The organism is Clostridium senegalense JC122 (assembly GCF_000285575.1).
Lineage (GTDB): Bacteria > Bacillota > Clostridia > Clostridiales > Clostridiaceae > Clostridium_J > Clostridium_J senegalense.
This window is the reverse complement of record NZ_HE611051.1, coordinates 98,360-120,461: the sequence shown is the minus strand read 5'-3', so window position 1 is coordinate 120,461 and position 22,102 is coordinate 98,360. Positions and strand designations below refer to the sequence as shown.

The window sequence follows — 22,102 nt, the reverse complement described above, 5'->3', positions numbered from 1 at the left end:
GTAATTTATGAAATATTAAAACAAGTATGATATAATTGAATTAGTATTGTTATATAAATATAATGAAATTAAAAATAATTTTATAAATAAAAAAATTAATATAAAGAATAATTGGATTTTAATAAATTTTTTAAATTATAAAGAATTATCACTAAAAAAGTTATTCAATTTATATAGTTAAGGTTAGTCTAATAAGATGCTAATCTTATTTAATTTAATAAAGTAATTTTAAAACTAATATAATACCAATAAAAACAAACGTAACATTCAGAAAATTTAATTTAAAGTTTATATCTTTATAGGGAAACAATCCCCAATTTAAATTTATTCAATAACTTTAAGATATTTTCATACAAGATGCAGTATTGAATTCTAGGTGATTTAAAGCAGGTCTTACTATTTGGGGTATCCAAGTTTTGAAATGGATAATTTTTAAAGTCAACTTAGAACCCTATATAATACTTAAGTAAAATTATTTGATAAGGATTGTGATGAAATGAATTTAGGTTTTGATTTGAAGCTTTCTATGGAACAGAAGCTAGTTATGACTATGGAAATGCAACTTTCTATAAAACTTTTACAAATGTCTACCTATGATTTGATGACATACATAAATAAAGAGTTAGAAGAAAATATAGCTTTAGAATCTAAAGATGATAATAAATTAGAAGAAATAGATTTAAAAAAGTTGATAAATTTTTTAGATGATAATAAAAGAGGAAAAGATTATGATTACTATAAGGAAAAGGAGGAAGAAATATCTCCATTAAATTTTGTTATAGAAAAGGAATCTTTGAAAGATTATTTAAAGAAACAACTTATAGATTTTAAAATGGACAAAACTATTTTTAGAGTTTGTGTATATATAATAGAATCTTTAAATCATAAAGGATATTTTGAAGAAGATATAGATGAAACAGCAAATAGAAATAAATGTTCAGTAATAGAAGTAAATAAAGCATTAAGTATAATACAAAGTCTAGAACCAGAAGGAATTGGAGCAAGAAATTTAAAGGAATGTTTAAAAATTCAACTAAATAGGAAAAACATTAAAGATGAAAAAATATATATAATAATTGATAATCATCTACAAGACATATCTAGAGGGAAATTATTAAATATAGCTAAGGAGTTGAAAATAGACAGTGAAAAAGTTCAGTATTATATTGATTTAATACGAACTCTAGAACCTAAACCATCCAGAGGTTTTTTTACTGGAGATGAAACTAATTATATAATTCCAGATGCAGTTATAAAGAGAATAGATGATGAATTTTTAGTAATTATGAATGATTCTATATTACCTAAACTAAATATCAACAATACCTATAAAGAAGTTCTTAATAATTGTGATGAGCAAGAAACTGTTGAATATGTAAAAGAAAAAGTTAATAAAGCAATTTTTTTAATGAAGAGTATAGAAAGTAGAAGAAATACATTACAACTTGTTATAGAACAGATAATAAAGATTCAAAAGAAATACTTTTTATATGGAACATCCTATTTAAAACCTATGACAATAAGAATTATAGCAGACAAATTAGAGTTTCATGAGTCAACTGTTAGTAGGGCTATAAAAGATAAGTATATTGCATTACCAACTGGAAAAGTTATAAGGATAAAGGATTTGTTTACAAATAGTATGACTACAGATGGGGAGGATATATCAACTTATAATATTAAGAAAAAAATCGAGGAAATAGTAGAAAGTGAAAATAAAAAGAAGCCACTTTCTGATTCTAAAATATGTGAAATTTTAAATGATGATGGTATAAATATATCACGAAGAACTATAGCTAAATATAGAGAAGAGCTAGGAATATTAAGTTCGTCAAGACGAAAAAGACTATAATTTTAAAATTAAAATAAACTTAACAAAAAAAGCTATTCACAAGAATAGCTTTTTAGTATATAATAATGAATAAAGAGGGACAAAAAACCACCTATGGACAAAAAGTGTCCCAAAGGAGTGCTAATTATGCAAGAACTACTAAAAATACAAGTAAAATTAGTACCAGAAATTCTAGAGGTTCTGGAAATGAGATATAATATCTTAACTAACATATATTATAGTCAGCCAATAGGAAGAAGACTTTTAGCTACTAACCTCAAATTAAGCGAAAGAGTTGTAAGAAGTGAAATAAATTTTTTAAAGGATCAAAAACTTATAGAAATAAGTAATCCAGGAATGACTATAACAAGTGAAGGTGAAGAAGTTCTTCAAGGATTAAAAAATTTTATAAGAGAAATGAAAGAATTCAAATCTTTAGAAGAAGGTATAAAAAATAAATTAAATTTAAAAGATATTATTATTGTTGCTGGAGATATAGATGAAGATAGTTCAGTTTTAAATGAATTAGGAAAGATTACAGTTAATTATATAAAAAAGATACTACAAGATAATATAATAATTTCCCTAACAGGTGGAAATACTGTTAAAGAAGTAGTGGATAACTTCCCTAATGTCCAAGGCTTCGAAAATATATTAGTATTACCAGCAAGAGGTGGTATAGGAAAAGACATAGAATGTCACTCAAATACACTAGCGGGAAGACTGGCATCAAAATTAAATGGTAATTATGAAATACTTCATATACCAGATAATTTAAGCAGTAATACTTATAAAGCCCTTTTAAATGAAGAGGGCATAAAAGAAATTTTCAATAATATTGCAAAATCTAATATAGTTATTCATGGTATAGGTAATGCAAGTGAAATGTCTAAAAGAAGAGAATTGAAAAAAGCAGCAATGGAAAAAATACAGCATTTAGATGCTGTAGGTGAGGCTTATGGACATTATTTTGATTACGAAGGAAAAATAGTTCATTCAATGGAAACTATAGGAATACAAAAAAATCAAGTTCCATCAATAGAATATATGATTGCAGTAGCAGCTGGTAAAGCGAAAGCAAAAGCTATAATTTCAGTAGCAAGAGGTACTGAAAATGAGGTACTAGTTACTGATGAAGCTACAGCAAGAGAAATTTACGATATATTAATTAAAGAGTAAATTAGAATTTCATTATAACAAATTATCTTAGGAGGTAAGATATTATGATTAAAGTTGGTATAAATGGATTTGGAAGAATAGGAAGAAATTTTTTTAAGGCATTAATTAACAAATATAATGATGATTTAGAAGTTGTAGCAATCAATGATTTAACAGATGCAGACACATTAGCTCATTTATTGAAATATGATTCACTATATGGACAATTTGAAGGCACAGTAGAAAATACTGAAAATGAAATTGTTGTTAATGGTAAATCTATAAAAATATTTGCAGAAAGAGATCCACACAATATTCCTTGGGGAGTATTAGGTGTAGACATTGTAATAGAAGCAAGTGGAAAATTTACAGATGGGAATAAAGCAAAGGCACATATTGAAGCAGGGGCAAAGAAGGTTTTAATTTCAGCACCAGCTAAAAATGAAGATATAACAATAGTATTAGGTGTGAATGAAAGTGAGTATGATTCAAATAATCATAATATAATTTCAAATGCATCTTGTACAACTAACTGTTTAGCACCATTTGCTAAGATTTTGGATAGAGAGTTTGGAATAGTAAAAGGTCTTATGACTACTATTCATTCATATACAAATGATCAAAAAATATTAGATGCTCCTCATAGTGATTTAAGAAGAGCAAGAGCAGCAGCAGAAGCTATGATTCCAACAACAACAGGAGCTGCAAAGGCAGTATCTTTGGTATTACCTCAATTAAAAGGAAAACTAAATGGTATGGCTGTAAGAGTCCCTACTCCAACAGTATCAATTACAGACTTAGTATGTGAAATATCAAAAAATGCCACTGTTGAAGAAATAAATGATGCATTTAGAAAAGCAGCTGAGGGTGAGTTAAAAGGAATACTTGGATATAGTGAAGAACCATTAGTATCAATTGACTATAGAGGAGATGAAAGATCTTCAATAGTTGATGGATTATCTACTATGTTAATATCAGACAACATGGTTAAGGTTGTTTCATGGTATGATAATGAATGGGGATATTCAAATAGATTAGCAGATTTAACAAAATATGTTGCTGAAAGACTATAATTAGACCTATAATATTATCCATATTTTATAATAAAAATCTAGTTCTTAAGCAAAATAGAACTAGATTTTATTTTTATCAGTTAAAATCAGAAAAGTTAAAAAATTAATTTGAAATTATTTTATAAAGAAGAAAAAGGTAAAAAGTATACATTATTTAGCTAAAAATTAAAAATAATGTATCACAAATACGAAAAAAGTGTTAAAATTATTAATGGAAAGACAAAATTATATAAAAAAGTCTTTTTATTAGTTTAATAAAAAATTAATTTATATATAGTATTTAAACAGTATTTGATAGGTGCTGAAAAGTATATTTATTGAAAGGGGTTTTAACGTGATATTCAATAAGAAAACTATAGAAGATATAAATATAAAGGGTAAAAAAATATTAGTAAGATGTGATTTTAATGTACCTTTATCAGAAGGAAAAATAACAGATGAAAATAGATTATTAGGTGCGTTGCCAACAATAAATTATTTGATAGAGAATGGTGGAAAAGTTATCCTTTGTTCTCATTTAGGAAAACCAAAAGGCGAAGCAAAGCCGGAATTATCATTAAAACCAGTAGCAGATAGATTATCAGAACTTTTAAACAAGGATGTAAAATTTTTAAAAGATGATAATGTTATATCAGAAAGCGTTAAAAAGGAAATTGAACAATTAAAAGATAGTGAAATTGCCTTATTAGAGAATACTAGATTCAGAAAAGAAGAAACTAAAAATGATGAAATTTTCTCAAAAGAGTTAGCTTCAGTTTGTGATATATTTGTAAATGATGCTTTTGGAACTGCTCATAGAGCGCATTGCTCTACTGTAGGGGTAACTAACTTTGTTAAGGATTCAGTTTGTGGATACTTAATACAAAAAGAACTTAAATTCTTAGGTGATGCAGTTGAACAGCCTGTTAGACCATTTACAGCTATATTAGGTGGCGCTAAAGTTTCTGATAAGATAAATGTAATAAATAATTTATTAGAAAAAGTTGATAATTTAATCATTGGTGGAGGTATGGCATATACATTTTTAAAAGCTAATGGATATGAAGTTGGAAACTCCTTAGTGGAAGAGGATAAATTAAATTATGCTAAAGATATGATGAAAAAAGCAGAAGAAAAAAATGTTAAGTTTTTAATTCCTGTAGATCATGTAATAGCTAATGAATTTTCTAAAGATGCAAAGGCAATAATAACAGAGGAAAAAAATATAGAAAAAGGTTATATGGGACTTGATATAGGACCTAAAACTGTGGAATTATATAAAAAGACAATATTAGAGTCTAAAACTATAGTGTGGAATGGACCAATGGGAGTATTTGAATTTAAAAATTTTGAAAATGGAACTAAAACTATAGCTAAGGCTTTAGCTGAAAATAAAGAAGCAACTACTATAATTGGTGGTGGAGATAGTGCAGCAGCAGTAAATATGTTTCAATTAGGTGAGAAAATGACACATATATCTACTGGAGGTGGAGCTTCTTTAGAATTTTTAGAAGGAATAGCACTTCCAGGTATAGTAGCTTTAAATGACAAATAGTTGATAATTTTGATATAGTATATTTAAAAGAAATTATAACTAATTTTATGGAGGAAAGTTATGAGAAAAGCAATAATTGCAGGAAATTGGAAAATGCATAACACTATAAAGGAAGCTTTAGAGTTAGTAAATGAATTAAAACCTTTAGTTAAAGATGCAAAATGTGATGTAGTGGTTTGTCCGAGTTTTATAGCATTATCATCAGTGGTAGAGGCTGTTAAAGGAACCAATATAAAAGTTGGTGCTCAAAACATGCACTTTGAAGAAAAAGGAGCATTTACAGGAGAGGTATCTCCAGGTATGCTTGAAGAATTAGGTGTGGAGTATGTTATTATCGGGCATAGTGAAAGAAGACAGTATTTTAATGAAAGTGATGAGACTGTTAATAAAAAGCTAAAAGCTGCATTTAATCATAGCATCTTACCAATACTTTGTGTAGGGGAAAGTTTAGAACAAAGAGAAGGTAACATAACAGAAAAAATATTAGAAAATCAAGTAACTAAAGCTTTAGATGGATTATCAAAAGAACAAGTAGAAAAAATGATAATTGCCTATGAACCAATATGGGCAATAGGTACAGGAAAAACAGCTACAGCTGATGAGGCTAATGATACAATAGGATTTATAAGAAATGTAGTTAAAAAACTTTATGATAATAATATAAGTAATAGTATAAGAATACAATATGGTGGTTCAGTAAAACCTTCAACAATAAAAGAACAAATGTCAAAAGAACATATTGATGGTGGATTAATAGGTGGAGCAAGTTTAAAAGCAAGAGATTTTAGTGATATTGTAAACTATTAAATTTTAGCAAAGGGTGATAGAATGTCTAAAAAACCAATGATGCTCATGATATTAGATGGATTTGGTTTAAGTGATAATTTAGATGGTAATGCAGTAAAAATTTCTAAAAAGCCAAATTATGAAAACATAAAAGCCAATTATCCAATGACAAAAGTAAAAGCTTCAGGTTTAAGTGTAGGGCTTCCGGAAGGACAAATGGGAAATTCAGAAGTGGGCCATTTAAATATAGGTGCAGGTAGAGTTGTATATCAAGAGCTAACAAGGATAAGTAAAAGTATAGACGATGGAGAATTTTTTGCAAATAATGAATTTTTAAAATGTATAAAAAGTGCAAAAGATAATAGTTCATCAATGCATATTATGGGGCTTTTATCAGACGGTGGAGTTCATTCACATATAAATCATTTGAAGGCTCTAATAAGTTTGTGTAAAAAAAATCAATTAGAAAAAGTTTATATACATTGTTTTTTAGATGGAAGAGATGTTCCTCCATCTTCAGCATGTAATTATATTAAAGAATTAGAAGAATACTTAAAAGAAGAGAATATTGGAAAGATTGCTACGGTAAGTGGAAGATATTATGCCATGGATAGAGATAATCGTTGGGAACGTATTCAACTTGCTTATAATGCTATAGTTAAAGGTGAGGGTGAAAAATCACATAGTGCATTAGAAGCAGTAGAAAAATCTTATCATGACAATAAAACAGATGAATTTGTAATTCCTACAGTTATAGTAAATGGAGAAAATGAAGCTGTTGGAAAAATACAAAATAATGATTCAGTAATATTCTTTAATTTTAGACCAGATAGAGCAAGAGAGATAACAAGAGCAATAAATGATAAAGTTTTTGACAAATTTGATAGAGAAACTTTGAATTTAAACTTTGTTACTATGACTCAATATGATAATACTTTAGAAAATGTAAACATAGCATTTAAACCTCAGCAATATAAAAATACTTTAGGCGAATATATAGCATATAAGGGATTAAAACAACTTAGAATTGCAGAAACAGAAAAATATGCACATGTTACTTTTTTCTTTAATGGAGGAGTAGAACAACCTAACAAGAATGAAGATAGGGCGTTAATACCTTCACCTAAAGTTGCAACATATGATTTAAAACCAGAAATGAGTGCAAAAGAGGTAACAAATGAAGTATTAAGTAGATTAGATACAAAACAATATGACCTTATAATATTAAATTATGCTAATCCAGATATGGTAGGGCATACTGGTGTATTAGATGCAGCAGTTAAGGCAATAGAAACTGTAGATGAATGTCTTAAAAAAGTTGTTGATAAGGTTTTAGAATTAGATGGAACTGTATTTATAACAGCAGATCATGGAAATGCAGAACAGATGATAGATTTTTCTACTGGAAAGCCAATGACATCTCATACAACAAATGAAGTTCCATTTATATGTGTATCAGGTAATAAGATGAAATTAAAAGATGGTGGAATATTAGCAGATATTGCACCTACAATATTAGATGTTATGGGAATTGAAAAACCAAAAGAGATGACAGGAAATTCCCTTATAGAACATTAACTTAGTATATAAAAAATTATTAATAAAAAATCGATTTTATGATATTTTTAGGAGGATTATATTTATGAAACAATATGTTGAAATTATTGATGTTTATGCAAGACAAATATTAGATTCAAGAGCATTTCCAACAGTAGAGGTAGAAGTAACATTAGATGATGGTACAGTAGGAAGAGCAGCAGTTCCATCTGGTGCATCAACAGGTATGTTTGAGGCAGTTGAATTAAGAGATGGTGATAAAGCTGTTTATAATGGAAAAGGTGTTTTAAAAGCTGTAGATAATGTAAATGAAATTATAGCAGAAGAATTAGTAGGAATGAATGTATTTGATCAAGTAGCTATTGATAAATTAATGATAGAGCTTGATGGAACTAAAAATAAAGGAAAACTAGGTGCAAATGCAATGCTTGGAGTTTCTCTTGCTTGTGCTAAAGCAGCAGCAGAATCATTAGGTCTTGGATTATATCAATATATAGGTGGAGTTAATGCTAAAGTTTTACCAGTTCCAATGATGAACATATTAAATGGTGGAAAACATGCAGATAATAACGTTGATTTACAAGAGTTTATGATAATGCCAGTTGGTGCAAAATCATTTAGTGAAGCGTTAAGAATGTGTGCAGAAGTATATCATACTTTAAAATCAATATTAAAGGAAAAAGGATTAGGAACAGGTGTTGGTGATGAAGGTGGATTTGCACCAAACCTAGCTTCAAATGAAGAAGCTATAAAAGTTATAATGGAAGCAATAGAAAAAGCAGGATATAAAGCAGGAGAAGAAATTTTCTTAGCGCTAGACCCAGCATCATCTGAATTCTTTGAAGATGGAAAATATAATTTATCAGGTGAAGGTAGAATATTGACTCCAGAAGAAATGGCCGATTACTATGTAGAGCTTGCAAATAAATACCCAATAATCTCAATTGAAGATGGTATGGCTGAAGAAGATTGGGAAGGATGGAAACACTTAACAGATAAAATTGGTGATAAGGTGCAATTAGTTGGAGACGATTTATTTGTTACAAATACAGAAAGATTAGCTATGGGATTTGAAAAGGAAGTAGCTAACTCAATTCTTATAAAATTAAATCAAATAGGAACATTAACAGAAACTATAAATGCTATAGAAATGGCTTCAAGAAAAGGATACACAGCAGTAGTATCTCATAGAAGTGGAGAAACTGAAGATACAACAATAGCTGATCTAGTTGTTGCAATGAATGCAGGACAAATAAAAACAGGTGCGCCTGCAAGAAGTGAAAGAGTTGCGAAATATAACCAATTACTAAGAATTGAAGAGGAATTGGGAGATATGGCTGAATATAGAGGAATGAATTCTTTCTATAATATAAAAAGATAGTGATTAATTCTATATTAGAATAATTTAAAAAGGATATCTCAATTGAAAACTTATAAAGAGATATCCTTTTAATGTACTTAATTTTATGCAATTAAGTACATTAGATTATTTTAAAATAAATATTATATAAAATATCGTAATTGTAACTATAATAATAATATGTTAATATTAATATATTAATGCTTTATGGTATAGGGAGGTGTGTGTGTATGAAAACTGCACTAACTGTAATACAAATATTGTCAGCTGTTTTGCTAATGATAGTTATATTATTACAGCCAAGTAAAGGTAACGGATTGCAAGGATTAGTTACTGGTAGTTCAGATACATTCTATTCTAAAAACAAAACAAAAACTAAAGAATCATTTTTAATAAAACTTACAGTATTTTTTGCAATAGTATTTGTAGGTTCAGTAATATTAATAAATGCTTTGTAAGATTAAAGTGGCTAGTCTACTTTAATCTTTTTTTATATAAAAATATGGCAGTGAATTTCTAATAGTACCTTTTAAAACTGTACAACAATAAATTATTTAAAGGTTAATATCTTTACGGGAGCATGTAGTATATGATATAATTTATTCAAATAGAGCAAATTTTGAGAAAAGTTTTAAGATTTTAAATTTACACTTTTGACATTTAAAAACTCATTTAAGATACTGACGTTAATGAACTAAGGGGGATACTTATGGGGGAATACAAATCAAGATTAGAAAATAAGGATATGGATTTTTTAATAGAATGCATACAATCTTTAAAAACAAAAGAGGAATATTATAGATTTTTTGAAGATGTTTGTACTGTTTATGAAATAAAAGCAATACAGCAAAGATTACAAGTTGCTAGGATGTTAATGGAACGAAGAACATATTTGGATATAGCAAGCACAACAGGGGCTAGCACTGCTACAATAAGTAGAGTAAATAGATCTTTAAATTATGGAAATCAAGGTTATAAAGTTGTATTTGATAGAGTAAATTGGAAGAATAGATAAGATATAAATAAAAATACTTTATTTGAATTTGGTAATAAATATAGCTGAATTCAAATAAAGTATTTTATTTTTAATATAATTATGAATTGAAGGTAAAATAACAATAGGATTATTAAATTTTCTTATATATTATTAATCTGTGGTATAATAATAGGACATTATTATATGGAAATTACAGGATTGAATGTAACAATTAATTTATTATTTATTTTTAATTAATAAAGATTGTAGATTAAAGCTTAGAATATATAATTAAGTTTATTTGTTTAAAAAGTATTAAATTAGCAAATTATTTAAACAATAGTATATGCAATAACAAAAGTTTAATAAATTTATAAATAAACTTAGAAGAACGTTAGATTAGGAGTGATAAAATGGATTTGAAAAGTTTACTTAATAAAGAACAATATGAGGCAGCATCTACTGTTGATGGTCCAGTTTTAATATTAGCAGGGGCTGGTTCAGGAAAAACAAGGGTTTTAACTTATAGAATTGCACATATGATAGAAGATTTAAATATATATCCTTCACAAATATTAGCTATAACATTTACAAATAAAGCTGCAGGTGAAATGAAAGAAAGAATTGCTAAATTAGTTGGAGATGTAGCTGAAAGTATGTGGATATCAACATTTCACTCTAGTTGCGTAAGAATTTTAAGAAGAGAAATAGATAAGCTAGGATATAATAAGAACTTTACTATTTATGATAGTTATGATTCTAAAACATTAGTTAAGCAGTGTATCAAGGAGCTAAATATAAATGATAAGGATATAACTGATGGAGAAATATTAGGTAAGATTTCTAATGCAAAAAATGACTTAATAACTGCAGATAAGTTTAAAAGTGAAAATCAAAATGATTTTAGAAAAAACAAGATAGCAGATGCTTATCTTTTATATCAAAAGAAACTTAAAGCTAACAATGCATTAGATTTTGACGATTTAATATTTATAACTGTAAAACTTTTAAAAGAAAATCAAGAAGTAAGGGAATTTTACCAAAGAAAATTTAGATACATAATGGTAGATGAGTATCAAGACACAAATAGAGCTCAATATGAATTAGTAAAATTATTAGTTGGAGTAGAAGAAAATATCTGTGTAGTTGGTGATGATGATCAATGTATATACCAATGGAGAGGTGCAGATATTAGAAACATATTAGATTTCGAAAAAGACTATCCTAAGACTAAAATAGTAAAACTAGAACAAAATTATCGTTCTAAAGGAAATATATTAACTGCTGCTAATATGGTAATAAAAAATAATGCACAAAGAAAAGATAAAGTACTAAGAACTGAAAGTGAGCCAGGGGAAAAAATAAAGTTATATAGGGCCTTTAGTGATATAGATGAAGGAAATTTTGTAGCTAGTGAAATCAAAAGATTAATGAGAGAAGAAAATAAAACATATAAAGATTTCGCTGTTTTATATAGAATGAACTCTCAATCACGTATTTTGGAGGAAGCTTTTAGAAAGCAAGATATACCATATAAAATTGTTGGTGGGTTAAAATTCTATGACAGAAAAGAAATTAAAGATATAATGGCATATTTAAAACTTATAAATAATCCATTAGATGATGTAAGCTTAAGAAGAATTATAAATGAACCTAAAAGAAGCATAGGTGATGCTACAGTAGCAAAGGTTCAAGAAGTTGCCAATATGGCAGAAGATTGTTTGTATAATACTTTGTTAGATGTAGACATGATACCAGGACTTACAACAAAAGCAATAAATTCTATAAATAGATTTACAGGTATCGTGAATTCATTGATGGCAAGAACAGATGACATGTCAATATCAAAGATAATATTATCAGTTATAGAAGAAACAGGTTATATGGATATGCTGAAAAAATCAAAAGCTCCAGAGGATGAAACAAGAATTGAGAACTTAAAGGAATTAGTTTCTGATGCTGTTGATTTTGAAAAAACTAATGAGGATAAATCTTTATCTGCATTTTTAGAAAAAGTAACACTTGTATCTGATATAGATAATTTAGAGGAGAAAGAAGAAACTACTGTTATGATGACTGTACACAGTGCTAAGGGCTTAGAATTTCCTGTAGTATTTTTAGTTGGTATGGAAAATGGGATATTTCCAGGAATGTCATCATTAAACAGTTTCCACGAGATGGAGGAATCTAGAAGATTATGTTATGTAGCAATAACCCGTGCAAAAGAAAAGCTTTATGTAAGTTCGGCTGAAAGTCGTATGGTTTTTGGTAGAACAGTAAGCTATGAAGTTTCAGATTTTGTAGCGGAGATTCCTCAAAATTTAAAAGAAATAGTTGGAGGGGCTAAGGCAAGAGGTGTTAATACATTTAAGAGTCAAGCAAGAAATGGAATGTATAATAATCCTCATTCTTTGAGAAATAATCAAAAATCTATGTTTAAGAGCTCATCAACAGCTAGTTTTTCAAAAGAAAACGAAAAAATTGTAAATATAAGTGAAATTTCTCAAGGAAGAAAAATAAAACATAAAGTTTTTGGACTAGGTACAGTCATAGCAGTTTCTGGGAATGGTGAAGATATATTAGCTACAATAGCTTTTGATAATCAGGGTATAAAAAAACTTATGATATCTAAAGCACCTATAGAGCTTTTATAGACTAGATAATTTAGAAAAAAATATTTTATATAGATTTTAAAATTGCTCACGTTGACTTAGGGGTAAAATAAAACTTATTTAATTACATAATATACCTAATATATTATAGATGGGATTTATTGTTTTATACACCTAATTGCAATGATGAGCAATTTTGGTTGAAAAACTTACTGTTTTAAATTTTATTGTTAACTTTTAATTGTGCATGGTTATAGGGAAATAAGCTCCCATTTAAATTTATTCATAAAATTTTTGTTATCATTTGAGAAAAATAAGTACAAATGTAGTTAGTTAAGAATTATACTGTTAACTATTCACTTTTAACTAAAATAATCTGTTAGTTATTGATAAAATATTAATTTGAGTTTTCTCATTTGCTAAATGAATAACTTAAAAACTTAACTTGTAACCCTATATATAGGTAAATGTAAATTTGAAAATATGTGTGCTTAAAGGAGCGATTAACTTGGAGAAAAAAGAAAGAATGTTAGAACTTGTTGAATTGTTAAATAAATATGCTTATAACTATTATGTTTTAGATAATCCATCTGTGTCTGATAAAGAATATGATAAATTATATGATGAATTAGTAAAATTAGAAAAGGAATTAGGTTATATAATGCCTTATTCACCAACTCAAAGAGTTGGAGATATTATACTTCCAGAATTTAAAAAATATACTCATAAAGCTAGATTGTGGAGCTTAGATAAAGCACAAACGATACAAGAGATAAAAGATTTTCATAATAGAAATTTAAAAGCTATTAAAGAATACAATTTAAATCATGATGAAAAACTTCCAGAATTAAGTTATGTAGTAACAAAAAAATTTGATGGTCTTTCAATAAACCTTACATATGATGAAGATGGAATTTTAAAAGTTGCAGCATCAAGAGGAACCGGTGAAATTGGGGAGGATATAACAAGTCAGGTTAAAACTATAAAGTCTGTTCCATTAAAAATAGGTTATAATTCAATCATGGAAGTACATGGAGAGGCTATAATGACAAAAGAAGCATTTGAAAAATATAATGCTACATCAGAAATACCATTAAAGAATTTAAGAAATGGAGCGGCAGGTGCATTAAGAAATTTAAATGTGAAGGAAACTGCTAGAAGAAACTTATCAGCATTTTTTTATGATATAGGATATAATGAAGGTGAAAATTTTGAAACATATATAGAAATGCTACAATTTCTTATAGAAAAAGGTTTTCCGGTTGATACATATTTTAAAGTATGTAAAAGTATAGAAGAAATTGAAGACGAAATAAAGTATGTAGAAAAAATAAGAAGCGAATTAAATTATGATATAGATGGTGCAGTTATAGCTATAAATGATATGAAAACAAGAGAGCTATTAGGGTATACAGTTAAATTTCCTAAATGGGCTATTGCATATAAATTTGAAGCGGAGGAAACATCAACAGTATTATTAGATGTTGAATGGAATATTGGTAGAAGTGGAAGAGTTACACCAACTGCTATTTTACAACCAGTAGAACTTGGTGGCGTAACTGTGAAAAGAGCAACTTTGAATAATATTGATGATATAAATAGAAAAGGTGTAAGAATTGGTTGTGAAGTTTTTGTTCGTAGATCAAATGATGTTATACCAGAAATTATGGGTGTAGTAGAACAATCCTTAGAAAATTCAAGACCTATAGAAGTACCAACAGTTTGTCCGAGTTGTGGTAGCAAATTAGTACAGGATGGAGTTCATTATTTTTGTGATAACACTCTTTCATGTAAACCTCAAATGGTTAAAAGCATAGTTCACTATGCAAGTAGAGAAGCTATGAATATTGAAGGGTTTAGTGAAAAAACTGCAGAAGCTCTTTTTGAAAAGTTAAATATAAAATCTATACCATACTTATATAAAATAGAAAAAGAACAACTTTTAACTTTAGAAAAGTTTGGTGAAAAAAAATCTCAAAATCTTATAAATGCAATAGAAAAAAGCAAAGTTTGTGATTTACCATCATTTATATATGCTCTTGGTATTCCAAATGTAGGTAAGAAAACTGCTAAAGATTTAGCAAAAGAATATAAAAATATAGATAATTTGGTAAATGCAACATTTGAATCTTTAGTAGCTATACCTGAGATAGGAGATATAGTTGCAAAAAGTATAATAGACTTTTTTAATTCAAATGAAGTAAAGAAGAATGTAGAAGAATTATTAAATTTAGGAGTAAAACCTAATTATCAAGAAGTTTCTATAACTGAAAATGTTTTTGAAGGAAAGACTGTAGTAGTAACTGGATCTTTAGAACATTATTCTAGAAGTGAAATAAAGGATAAGTTAGAATCTTTAGGAGCGAAAGTTTCTAGTTCTGTAAGCAAAAAAACAGATTATGTTTTAGTCGGAAAGGAACCGGGATCAAAATTTACTAAAGCACAAGAGTTAGGGATAAAAATTTTAAGTGAAGAAGAATTTAAATCAATGATATAAAGAATTAAAATAATTATTTAAATGATTTCTGTATTTTGCAGAAATCATTTTTTATATTAAATTAGTAAATTATTATATAGATATTGTATTTGACAAAGAATTATTATTTACAGTGTTTATAATAATAATTAGAAATTATGACTAAATTAAAAGTATAGTTGTCATTAAAAAATATGTTAGATAAATTAGTTGAACTGTTTATAACAAAAATATTATGTTGTTTAAATAATTATAAAAATGGAAAGAATTTATTGTATATACGATTTGAAAATTAGCTTATTAATATGAATGTTAGCAATAGATAATATGGAACTGTTAAAAAAGATACATAGTTATAATAAGGGAGGAAAAAATGTGAAAAAGATAATTTTATTAACATTAACAATATTAATTTTGTTATTTTCTTTTTCAATAGAGGGTAATGATGAAAATAGTAAGTCTAATCAAAAAAATAAATATGTAATATACAATATGGAACAAAGACCTAAAAATCTTATTATGACTGATAATAAAAATGTACGAGAAAAAGATTTAATTGTATCTTTATTTGAAGGACTTGTATCTTTAAATGATAAGGGTGAAATAGTACCAGCTTTATGTAAAGAATATAATGTAAGTGAGGATGGAATACAATATACTTTTAATTTAAGAGAAAACATAAGGTATAGTAACGGTGAAAAGATAACTGCAAATGATTTTGTTCAGTTTTTTGAGGAATTCTTATGTGATGAAAAAAATATATATAGAGAAGATTTAAATTGTATATTTGGAGTAAAACAATTTATAAATGATACAGAAGATTTCTCTAATGTAGCTATAAAGGCAATAGATGAAAAGACACTAGCTATAAGATTGAATAATCCTTGTGAAAATTTTATATATATGTTATCAAAACCGGTTATGTCTCTTAGAAAGTATACTGCATTAAAAAATGAAAATACCATAACAAAAGATACATTATTTACAGGACCATTTATAATACAAGATATAACACATGATAATGAAATTGTAATATCAAAAAATAAAAATTATTATAAAAATAATTTAGTTACAAATGAAAAATTATTATTTCTTTTATTAATGATAAAGAAAAAGCATTAGCTTATTTTGAGGAAGAGGAAAGTAAATTAGACATAATGATTGATCCACCTATAAATGAATTATCAAGACTTGAAGAAAAAAACTTTTTACAAGGATTTGATGGAGATTCTTCTGTATATATAAACTTTAATTTAAATAAGGATTTAATAACTACAGATTTAAATTTTAGAAAAGCAATAAATGAAAGTATGTCAAAAGAATTTTTTATCCAACAAATATGTAAGGAATTTGGAAATGTTGCATCTTGTTATGGAGTTGATCAATGTGGTAAGTTTTCTTCTTATGGAAATAATAATCTTGCATTAAGATATTTAAAAAATAGTAAATATAATGATGAAGTTATTACTTTTTTATATAAGAATAATCCTATAGAAAAAAGAATAGCAGAAGATTTATCAAAAGACATTAAAGATGATTTAGATATTAATATAAAATTAAAAGCTTATAATAATGATGAAGAACTAACTCAAAATAATAAGTTTCATATGATATTAGCACTAGATAACAATAGAGATAAAGATAAATATTTTTTGAATTTGTCAAGTGAAAAATATAAAAAGTTTTATGGGTTTGCAAATGAAAAATATGATAAATCGGTACAGCAATTATTAGGAGAAAAACACAATAAAGATAAAATTGAAATATATGATCAATGTGAAAATCTTCTAAGAGAAGAATTACCTATTATACCAATATACAATTTAAATACTGTGTTATGCAAAAAAAACAATATAGAAAATATTTATATTAATAAACACGGTAATATAGTCCTTTGTAATTTAAAAAAATAAATTTAAAAGAGTAGAAAGATCCTAAACATCAGGATCTTTCTACTCTTTTACTAAATAATATAACATAAAAAATCAACATGTTTTTATAGGCATCAAAAGTTAACTTATTAGATTTTAATGAATTTTTTCGTATATTATAAGTTACACATTTCGAAAAAATTGGTGCCAAACCGTTTGTTTCAGCTGATTGGAGTGAAGACATTCTAAAATACTCTTCCTGTAATAAATCTTCGGAGTTAGAAGAAAAATTTTTATATCTCTCAATATCATCTAAACTAGGACAATCAGGCCAACTTAATACTAAGTCCCATCCAATAACTTGGTTTCTATAAACATTATTTACCTTAGAATTGTCACTTTCCTCTCCATCAGATTTTTTCATATCATTATGCAGCATCATTGCATAAAGATATAAAATAATTTCATCACAATAAATTTTATTTTCCTTTTCTTCAATGTCCTTTAGAAATAAGCCTTTATTAGAATCGTATAAACTTTCTAAGACAGAATATGCTTTTTCACTAGCCTGTTTAAATTTTTTGATTTTAGTTTCTTTATAAATAAACATACAATTTATATATAAAAGAGCAGTTGTATCTAAATTATCTTTTAAAGCAGTTGGTGGAATATATTTTAAATTTTCAAGCATCAAATCAGCAAAATCTAGAAGTAAATATTTAGCTTCGTCTATATGTGAATACTTATAAAAAGTAATAAAAGCAAAACAAACTTTTATTAATTCATCTTGAGGTATGTTATATACCTCTTCTTTAAAATCTAAAAACATATTTAATATGTCTAAAGAAAAATTTTTATATTGATTATTGTAATTAAATTTATCATATGTTGAAAATTTATAGTATGCTGACATAAAAAGTGCTTGAGTTGAAAATTTAAATTTAGTATTTTTATCATAAAGATTATATTGTCCAGCAATAGCTTCAGTTGTATCAACTTTATCTACAAAAACTCCTTCATTATTTCTGCAATATAAAGCGTAGAATTCTAATTGTTCAGATGCTAAATCTAGATATTGATTTTTCAAAGCATACTTATTTTCATCTATATCCAAAAATTCATTATAATAATCTGCAAGTTCTAATATAGATAAAGTCATAAGAGCATTAGAAGCAATATTTATTTCTTTTTAAATTTTTTTTCATTCCATTTAAGCTGAGAATCTGTAGTTAAAAGTTTTCCATTAGCCTTTCTATAAAGGCTAAGTAGTGGAGAATTTGCATCGTTTATGATATCATCAGTTGTGGGTAAGATTTTATTTTTAGACCTTAAATTAGGTGAAATAATTCCACAGCCTGAACTAAATACTATGTTAAAAATAGAGTGTTTTGATAAATGAAAAAGTTGACTTTTTATGTTTTCATTATCTAGTATATTAATTCTTAGAAAAGGACCTATATATCTCAACGTAACACCACCATAATATTGATTATATTTAATAATATGATTGTAAATTGGAAAATGTGCTTAAATCTGAAATAAATGTTATTTAATTAATAATTTTATTGTAAATTAAATTTTAATACATAATAATAAATCGGTTTTAATATATAATATGTTTTTATAAAGAGGATTATGAACCAATTATAACTATAGGGAAACAAGCTCCAATTTAAATTTATTCAATAACTTTAAAATATTTTCACACAAGATACAGTGTTGAATTTTAAGTGATTCGGAGCATGTCTCACTATTTTAGGTATCCAAGTTTTGGAATGGATAATTTTAAAAGTCAACTTGGAACTCTATAAAAGTGTAATGGGATTAGTGGAAAAAAAGGAGATGTACTTATGAAGGTTGGAAAGCTTAATTGGGATGATTTAAAAGAAATTATAGATAATAATAAAAGTGTTAAAAGAAAAGACGTTAGAATAAGTAATGGTATAGGAGAAGATTGTGCCGTTATAAATTATGGCGATTATGAATGTGTGGTTTCAACAGATCCGGTAACAGGTGCAGATGAAAATATAGGTAAAATAGCAGTTAATATAAATTGTAATGATATAGCATCTTGTGGAGTAGAACCAGTAGGCATACTTGTAACAATATTGGTACCACCTACGGCTACATTAGAAGATATAAAAAAAATTATGATGGAAATAGATGAAGAGACTAAGAAATTAAATGTAGAAATTTTAGGTGGACATACAGAAGTAACAGAAGCTGTAAATAAGATAGTGGTTTCTTGCACCGCTTTAGGAAAAGGAAAAGCTTTATCTGCCATATCAACAAGGGGTGCTAAAATAGGTGATGATATTGTAGTTACAAAAAGATTGTGTATAGAGGGAACTAGTATACTAGTTAATGATTATGAACAGCGTTGTAGAAAAGTACTTACAGATGAAGAAATTAAGCTTGCAAGAGAATATGTAAATGATATAAGTGTTGTAAAAGAAGGAATAATAGCAGGTAATTATAAGGTTAATGCAATGCATGACATTACAGAAGGTGGACTATTAGGTGCACTTTGGGAAATGGCAGAAGGCAGCAATTTAGGATTCGAAATATATAAAGAAAAAATACCTGTAAGTGAAATAACAATGAAATTATGTAATGAATTTAAAATAGATACCTTAAGATTTATATCCTCTGGAAGTATGGTTATAATTACAAAAAACGGAGAAGAACTTGTTAGAAAACTAAAAGATGAAAATATAGAGGGTGCTGTAATAGGAAAAATAACAGAGGCTAAAGGAGTACTAATAGAGAATAATTGTAAGATAGAAGTTAGACCTCCAAAAAGAGATGAACTTTTTAATATTAATTAAAATATAGTTAAAAAAGATAAAAGTGTATATTAATGATAAATATATAAATAAAAAGTTAACAATATAAAAGGAGAATGACATGAAAAAAATAATAGTGGCAAGTAATAATAATCATAAAATAGAAGAAATAAAGGAAATGTTGAAAGATTTTTCGTATGAAATAATAGGTCTAAAAGAAGCAGGGATAGAAATAGATATTGAAGAAAATGGGAAAACTTTTATGGAAAATTCATACATAAAAGCTAAAGCTATATATGACTTATGTAAAGGAAAAAATATGGTTTTAGCAGATGATTCTGGATTAGCAGTAGATGCTTTAAATGGCGCTCCAGGAATATACTCAGCTAGATATAGTGGAGAACATGGAAATAGTATAGAAAATAATAAAAAACTTATAAGAGAATTACAAGGTGTTCCTTTTGAGAAAAGGGATGCTGCATTTCTTTGTGCTATGGTATTAATCGTTAATGACAATACTGTAGTAAAAGTAGAAGGCAAAGTTGATGGTAAGATAACTGAAGAATATAGAGAAATAGAAGGTGCATTTGGATACGATCCATTGTTTTATGTTGAAGAATTAGAAAAAACCTTTGGAGAAGTGTCTAGTGATGTTAAAAATGCAATGAGTCATAGAGGAAGAGCTTTAGAACAATTAAAGAAAGAATTAAACAAAATATAAAAAAATAGTGCTTTGAAGAAATATAAGTTAAAATTTGGTATTTAAAATAAATATATCTCACTAATAAATTTTTATTGGTGAGATATATTTTTGCAATAAGTTTTTATTAGAGAAAGGGTAGTATAGAAAATGTTAGTTGGGATTATTAGTGATACTCATAGAAATAAAGAAAATATGGATAAAGCAACAGAAAAAATTAAAAAGTGTGATCTTGTTTTCCATTTAGGTGATAATTATGAGGATATTGATTATATAAAAGGAATTTATAAAGGAAAAATAATAGGGGTTTGTGGTAACTGTGATACAATGAAGAAATTATCAAAAGAAGCTATATACACAATAAAAGGCCATACAATATTTTTAACTCATGGTGATTGTTATAGAGTTAAATTAAATACTTTTAATTTAAAGTATAGGGCAATGGAAATCGGTGCTGATATTGTTTTATATGGACACAGTCATATATCATCTATAGAAAAAGATGGTGGGATATTATTTATAAACCCAGGTAGTGTAGGTGAACCTAGGGATAGAAATCCATCTATAGCTATAATGGATATTAATGAAAATAGTATAGAGTGTGAAATTATAAGTATTTAAGTATAAATATATGATAAAAGGGGAATTATATTAATATTTAAAAAATATTAAGTGTAATATTTAAAATATTTTTTAAGGTGATAAATAATTAATAGAGAATAAAAATATTGTTATTTAAAAGAAATAATAGTATGGATAAAAAGTAAAAAATACATATTACAATACTGTAAAAAAGTCATAAAACATATGATTTTTTATGGCTTGTAAGGTAGTGATTTCAATAGTTGGTAATATTTCTGCAAAAAAAATAAACTTTTTCAACAAAAAGTGTTGACTTATTTTGCAAGATAATGTAGAATAACTATTGTCGTTAGGAGATAAAACAAGTTCTTAGCGATAAGCAAGTAAGCTTATCGGGGTGTGGCGCAGATGGGAGCGCGCGTGGTTTGGGACCATGAGGTCGCAGGTTCAATCCCTGTCACCCCGACCACTTTTTAAAACTTGCGGGTGTAACTCAATGGTAGAGTGCTAGCCTTCCAAGCTAGTTACGAGGGTTCGATTCCCTTCACCCGCTCCAAGTATGCGTTTTTAGCTCAGCTGGATAGAGCAACGCCCTTCTAAGGCGTGGGCCAGGGGTTCGAATCCCTTAAAACGCACCATTATGGTGGCCGTAGTTCAGTTGGTAGAGCACCAGGTTGTGGCTCTGGGTGTCGTGGGTTCGAGTCCCATCGGCCACCCCATTAAAAAGTTTTAAAAAAGTGTTGACAGGTTATAATTAACATATTATAATAAATAACTGTCAAAACAATGTTGGGATATCG

The 22,102-nt window shown here is 27.1% G+C and carries 16 protein-coding genes, 4 tRNA genes and 1 pseudogene; 19 read left to right on the top strand and 2 right to left on the bottom strand.

Features of this window, described 5'->3' with window-relative positions:
- Positions 1-496: 496 nt before the first annotated feature.
- The 12 genes and pseudogenes from rpoN to CSGHG_RS25065 all read left to right on the top strand — a co-directional run bounded on the left by rpoN (position 497) and on the right by CSGHG_RS25065 (position 17,276).
- Entirely contained in the window at positions 497-1,852 is a 1,356-nt protein-coding gene (gene rpoN / locus CSGHG_RS08795; RefSeq protein WP_010294254.1) for an RNA polymerase factor sigma-54, read from the top strand.
- Positions 1,853-1,978: 126 nt separating this feature from the next.
- Positions 1,979-3,010 (top strand): sugar-binding transcriptional regulator, encoded by a 1,032-nt coding sequence (locus CSGHG_RS08790; RefSeq protein ID WP_010294252.1) that lies wholly within the window; start codon positions 1,979-1,981, stop codon positions 3,008-3,010.
- Between the two features lie 44 nt (positions 3,011-3,054).
- Positions 3,055-4,062, top strand: a complete 1,008-nt coding sequence (gene gap, locus CSGHG_RS08785; protein WP_010294251.1) for a type I glyceraldehyde-3-phosphate dehydrogenase — start codon at positions 3,055-3,057, stop codon at positions 4,060-4,062.
- A 334-nt stretch (positions 4,063-4,396) separates the two neighbouring features.
- Positions 4,397-5,596 (top strand): phosphoglycerate kinase, encoded by a 1,200-nt coding sequence (locus CSGHG_RS08780; protein WP_010294250.1) that lies wholly within the window; start codon positions 4,397-4,399, stop codon positions 5,594-5,596.
- Between the two features lie 60 nt (positions 5,597-5,656).
- Positions 5,657-6,403 (top strand): triose-phosphate isomerase, encoded by a 747-nt coding sequence (gene tpiA, locus CSGHG_RS08775; protein ID WP_010294249.1) that lies wholly within the window; start codon positions 5,657-5,659, stop codon positions 6,401-6,403.
- Positions 6,404-6,424: 21 nt separating this feature from the next.
- Positions 6,425-7,960: a 2,3-bisphosphoglycerate-independent phosphoglycerate mutase gene (gene gpmI / locus CSGHG_RS08770; protein ID WP_010294247.1), complete on the top strand. Its 1,536-nt coding sequence runs from the start codon at positions 6,425-6,427 to the stop codon at positions 7,958-7,960.
- 64 nt (positions 7,961-8,024) lie between these two features.
- On the top strand, positions 8,025-9,320 hold the full coding sequence (gene eno, locus CSGHG_RS08765; protein WP_010294244.1) for a phosphopyruvate hydratase: 1,296 nt from the start codon (positions 8,025-8,027) through the stop codon (positions 9,318-9,320).
- A 209-nt stretch (positions 9,321-9,529) separates the two neighbouring features.
- Entirely contained in the window at positions 9,530-9,757 is a 228-nt protein-coding gene (gene secG, locus CSGHG_RS08760; RefSeq protein ID WP_010294243.1) for a preprotein translocase subunit SecG, read from the top strand.
- A gap of 251 nt (positions 9,758-10,008) precedes the next feature.
- The gene (locus tag CSGHG_RS08755) at positions 10,009-10,314 is read left to right on the top strand and encodes a YerC/YecD family TrpR-related protein (protein ID WP_010294242.1); all 306 of its coding nucleotides are present in this window, start codon (positions 10,009-10,011) and stop codon (positions 10,312-10,314) included.
- Between the two features lie 374 nt (positions 10,315-10,688).
- Complete coding sequence (gene pcrA, locus CSGHG_RS08750; RefSeq protein ID WP_010294241.1) at positions 10,689-12,929, top strand: DNA helicase PcrA; 2,241 nt, start codon at positions 10,689-10,691, stop codon at positions 12,927-12,929.
- Between the two features lie 484 nt (positions 12,930-13,413).
- Positions 13,414-15,384 (top strand): NAD-dependent DNA ligase LigA, encoded by a 1,971-nt coding sequence (ligA, locus tag CSGHG_RS08745; RefSeq protein WP_412766364.1) that lies wholly within the window; start codon positions 13,414-13,416, stop codon positions 15,382-15,384.
- A gap of 288 nt (positions 15,385-15,672) precedes the next feature.
- Positions 15,673-17,276 (top strand): annotated as a pseudogene (locus CSGHG_RS25065) (ABC transporter substrate-binding protein).
- 28 nt (positions 17,277-17,304) lie between these two features.
- Here the strand turns inward: CSGHG_RS25065 and CSGHG_RS20285 are convergent.
- Both CSGHG_RS20285 and CSGHG_RS21855 read right to left on the bottom strand, forming a co-directional pair.
- Complete coding sequence (locus tag CSGHG_RS20285) at positions 17,305-18,393, bottom strand: hypothetical protein (RefSeq protein WP_052314789.1); 1,089 nt, start codon at positions 18,391-18,393, stop codon at positions 17,305-17,307.
- Positions 18,394-18,413: 20 nt separating this feature from the next.
- Entirely contained in the window at positions 18,414-18,701 is a 288-nt protein-coding gene (locus CSGHG_RS21855) for a hypothetical protein (RefSeq protein ID WP_052314788.1), read from the bottom strand.
- Between the two features lie 383 nt (positions 18,702-19,084).
- Between CSGHG_RS21855 and CSGHG_RS08725 the strand changes: the two genes are divergently transcribed.
- From CSGHG_RS08725 to CSGHG_RS08695, 7 genes are all read left to right on the top strand, one after another.
- Positions 19,085-20,062: an AIR synthase family protein gene (locus CSGHG_RS08725; RefSeq protein WP_010294238.1), complete on the top strand. Its 978-nt coding sequence runs from the start codon at positions 19,085-19,087 to the stop codon at positions 20,060-20,062.
- 79 nt (positions 20,063-20,141) lie between these two features.
- A complete protein-coding gene (rdgB, locus tag CSGHG_RS08720) occupies positions 20,142-20,741 on the top strand; it encodes an RdgB/HAM1 family non-canonical purine NTP pyrophosphatase (protein ID WP_010294236.1) in 600 nt (199 codons plus the stop codon).
- A 129-nt stretch (positions 20,742-20,870) separates the two neighbouring features.
- Positions 20,871-21,341 carry a metallophosphoesterase gene (locus tag CSGHG_RS08715; protein WP_010294234.1) on the top strand — a complete coding sequence of 157 codons (471 nt, stop codon included), beginning with the start codon at positions 20,871-20,873 and terminating at the stop codon, positions 21,339-21,341.
- Between the two features lie 354 nt (positions 21,342-21,695).
- Positions 21,696-21,771, top strand: a tRNA-Pro gene (locus tag CSGHG_RS08710).
- Positions 21,772-21,784: 13 nt separating this feature from the next.
- Positions 21,785-21,858 (top strand) — tRNA-Gly (locus tag CSGHG_RS08705).
- Between the two features lie 5 nt (positions 21,859-21,863).
- A tRNA-Arg gene (locus tag CSGHG_RS08700) sits at positions 21,864-21,940 on the top strand.
- A gap of 5 nt (positions 21,941-21,945) precedes the next feature.
- Positions 21,946-22,021, top strand: a tRNA-His gene (locus CSGHG_RS08695).
- Positions 22,022-22,102 lie beyond the last annotated feature (81 nt).

Excerpts from the sequence above, each read along its gene's own strand:
- rpoN (WP_010294254.1), top strand. The coding sequence starts at position 497 with ATGAATTTAGGTTTTGATTTGAAGCTTTCTATGGAACAGAAGCTAGTT.
- ligA (WP_412766364.1), top strand. The coding sequence starts at position 13,414 with ATGTTAGAACTTGTTGAATTGTTAAATAAATATGCTTATAACTATTAT.
- CSGHG_RS08715 (WP_010294234.1), top strand. The coding sequence starts at position 20,871 with ATGTTAGTTGGGATTATTAGTGATACTCATAGAAATAAAGAAAATATG.
- pcrA (WP_010294241.1), top strand. The coding sequence starts at position 10,689 with ATGGATTTGAAAAGTTTACTTAATAAAGAACAATATGAGGCAGCATCT.
- eno (WP_010294244.1), top strand. The coding sequence starts at position 8,025 with ATGAAACAATATGTTGAAATTATTGATGTTTATGCAAGACAAATATTA.
- secG (WP_010294243.1), top strand. The coding sequence starts at position 9,530 with ATGAAAACTGCACTAACTGTAATACAAATATTGTCAGCTGTTTTGCTA.
- CSGHG_RS08725 (WP_010294238.1), top strand. The coding sequence starts at position 19,085 with ATGAAGGTTGGAAAGCTTAATTGGGATGATTTAAAAGAAATTATAGAT.
- gpmI (WP_010294247.1), top strand. The coding sequence starts at position 6,425 with ATGTCTAAAAAACCAATGATGCTCATGATATTAGATGGATTTGGTTTA.
- gap (WP_010294251.1), top strand. The coding sequence starts at position 3,055 with ATGATTAAAGTTGGTATAAATGGATTTGGAAGAATAGGAAGAAATTTT.
- rdgB (WP_010294236.1), top strand. The coding sequence starts at position 20,142 with ATGAAAAAAATAATAGTGGCAAGTAATAATAATCATAAAATAGAAGAA.
- CSGHG_RS08790 (WP_010294252.1), top strand. The coding sequence starts at position 1,979 with ATGCAAGAACTACTAAAAATACAAGTAAAATTAGTACCAGAAATTCTA.
- CSGHG_RS08755 (WP_010294242.1), top strand. The coding sequence starts at position 10,009 with ATGGGGGAATACAAATCAAGATTAGAAAATAAGGATATGGATTTTTTA.
- CSGHG_RS20285 (WP_052314789.1), bottom strand. The coding sequence starts at position 18,393 with ATGACTTTATCTATATTAGAACTTGCAGATTATTATAATGAATTTTTG.
- tpiA (WP_010294249.1), top strand. The coding sequence starts at position 5,657 with ATGAGAAAAGCAATAATTGCAGGAAATTGGAAAATGCATAACACTATA.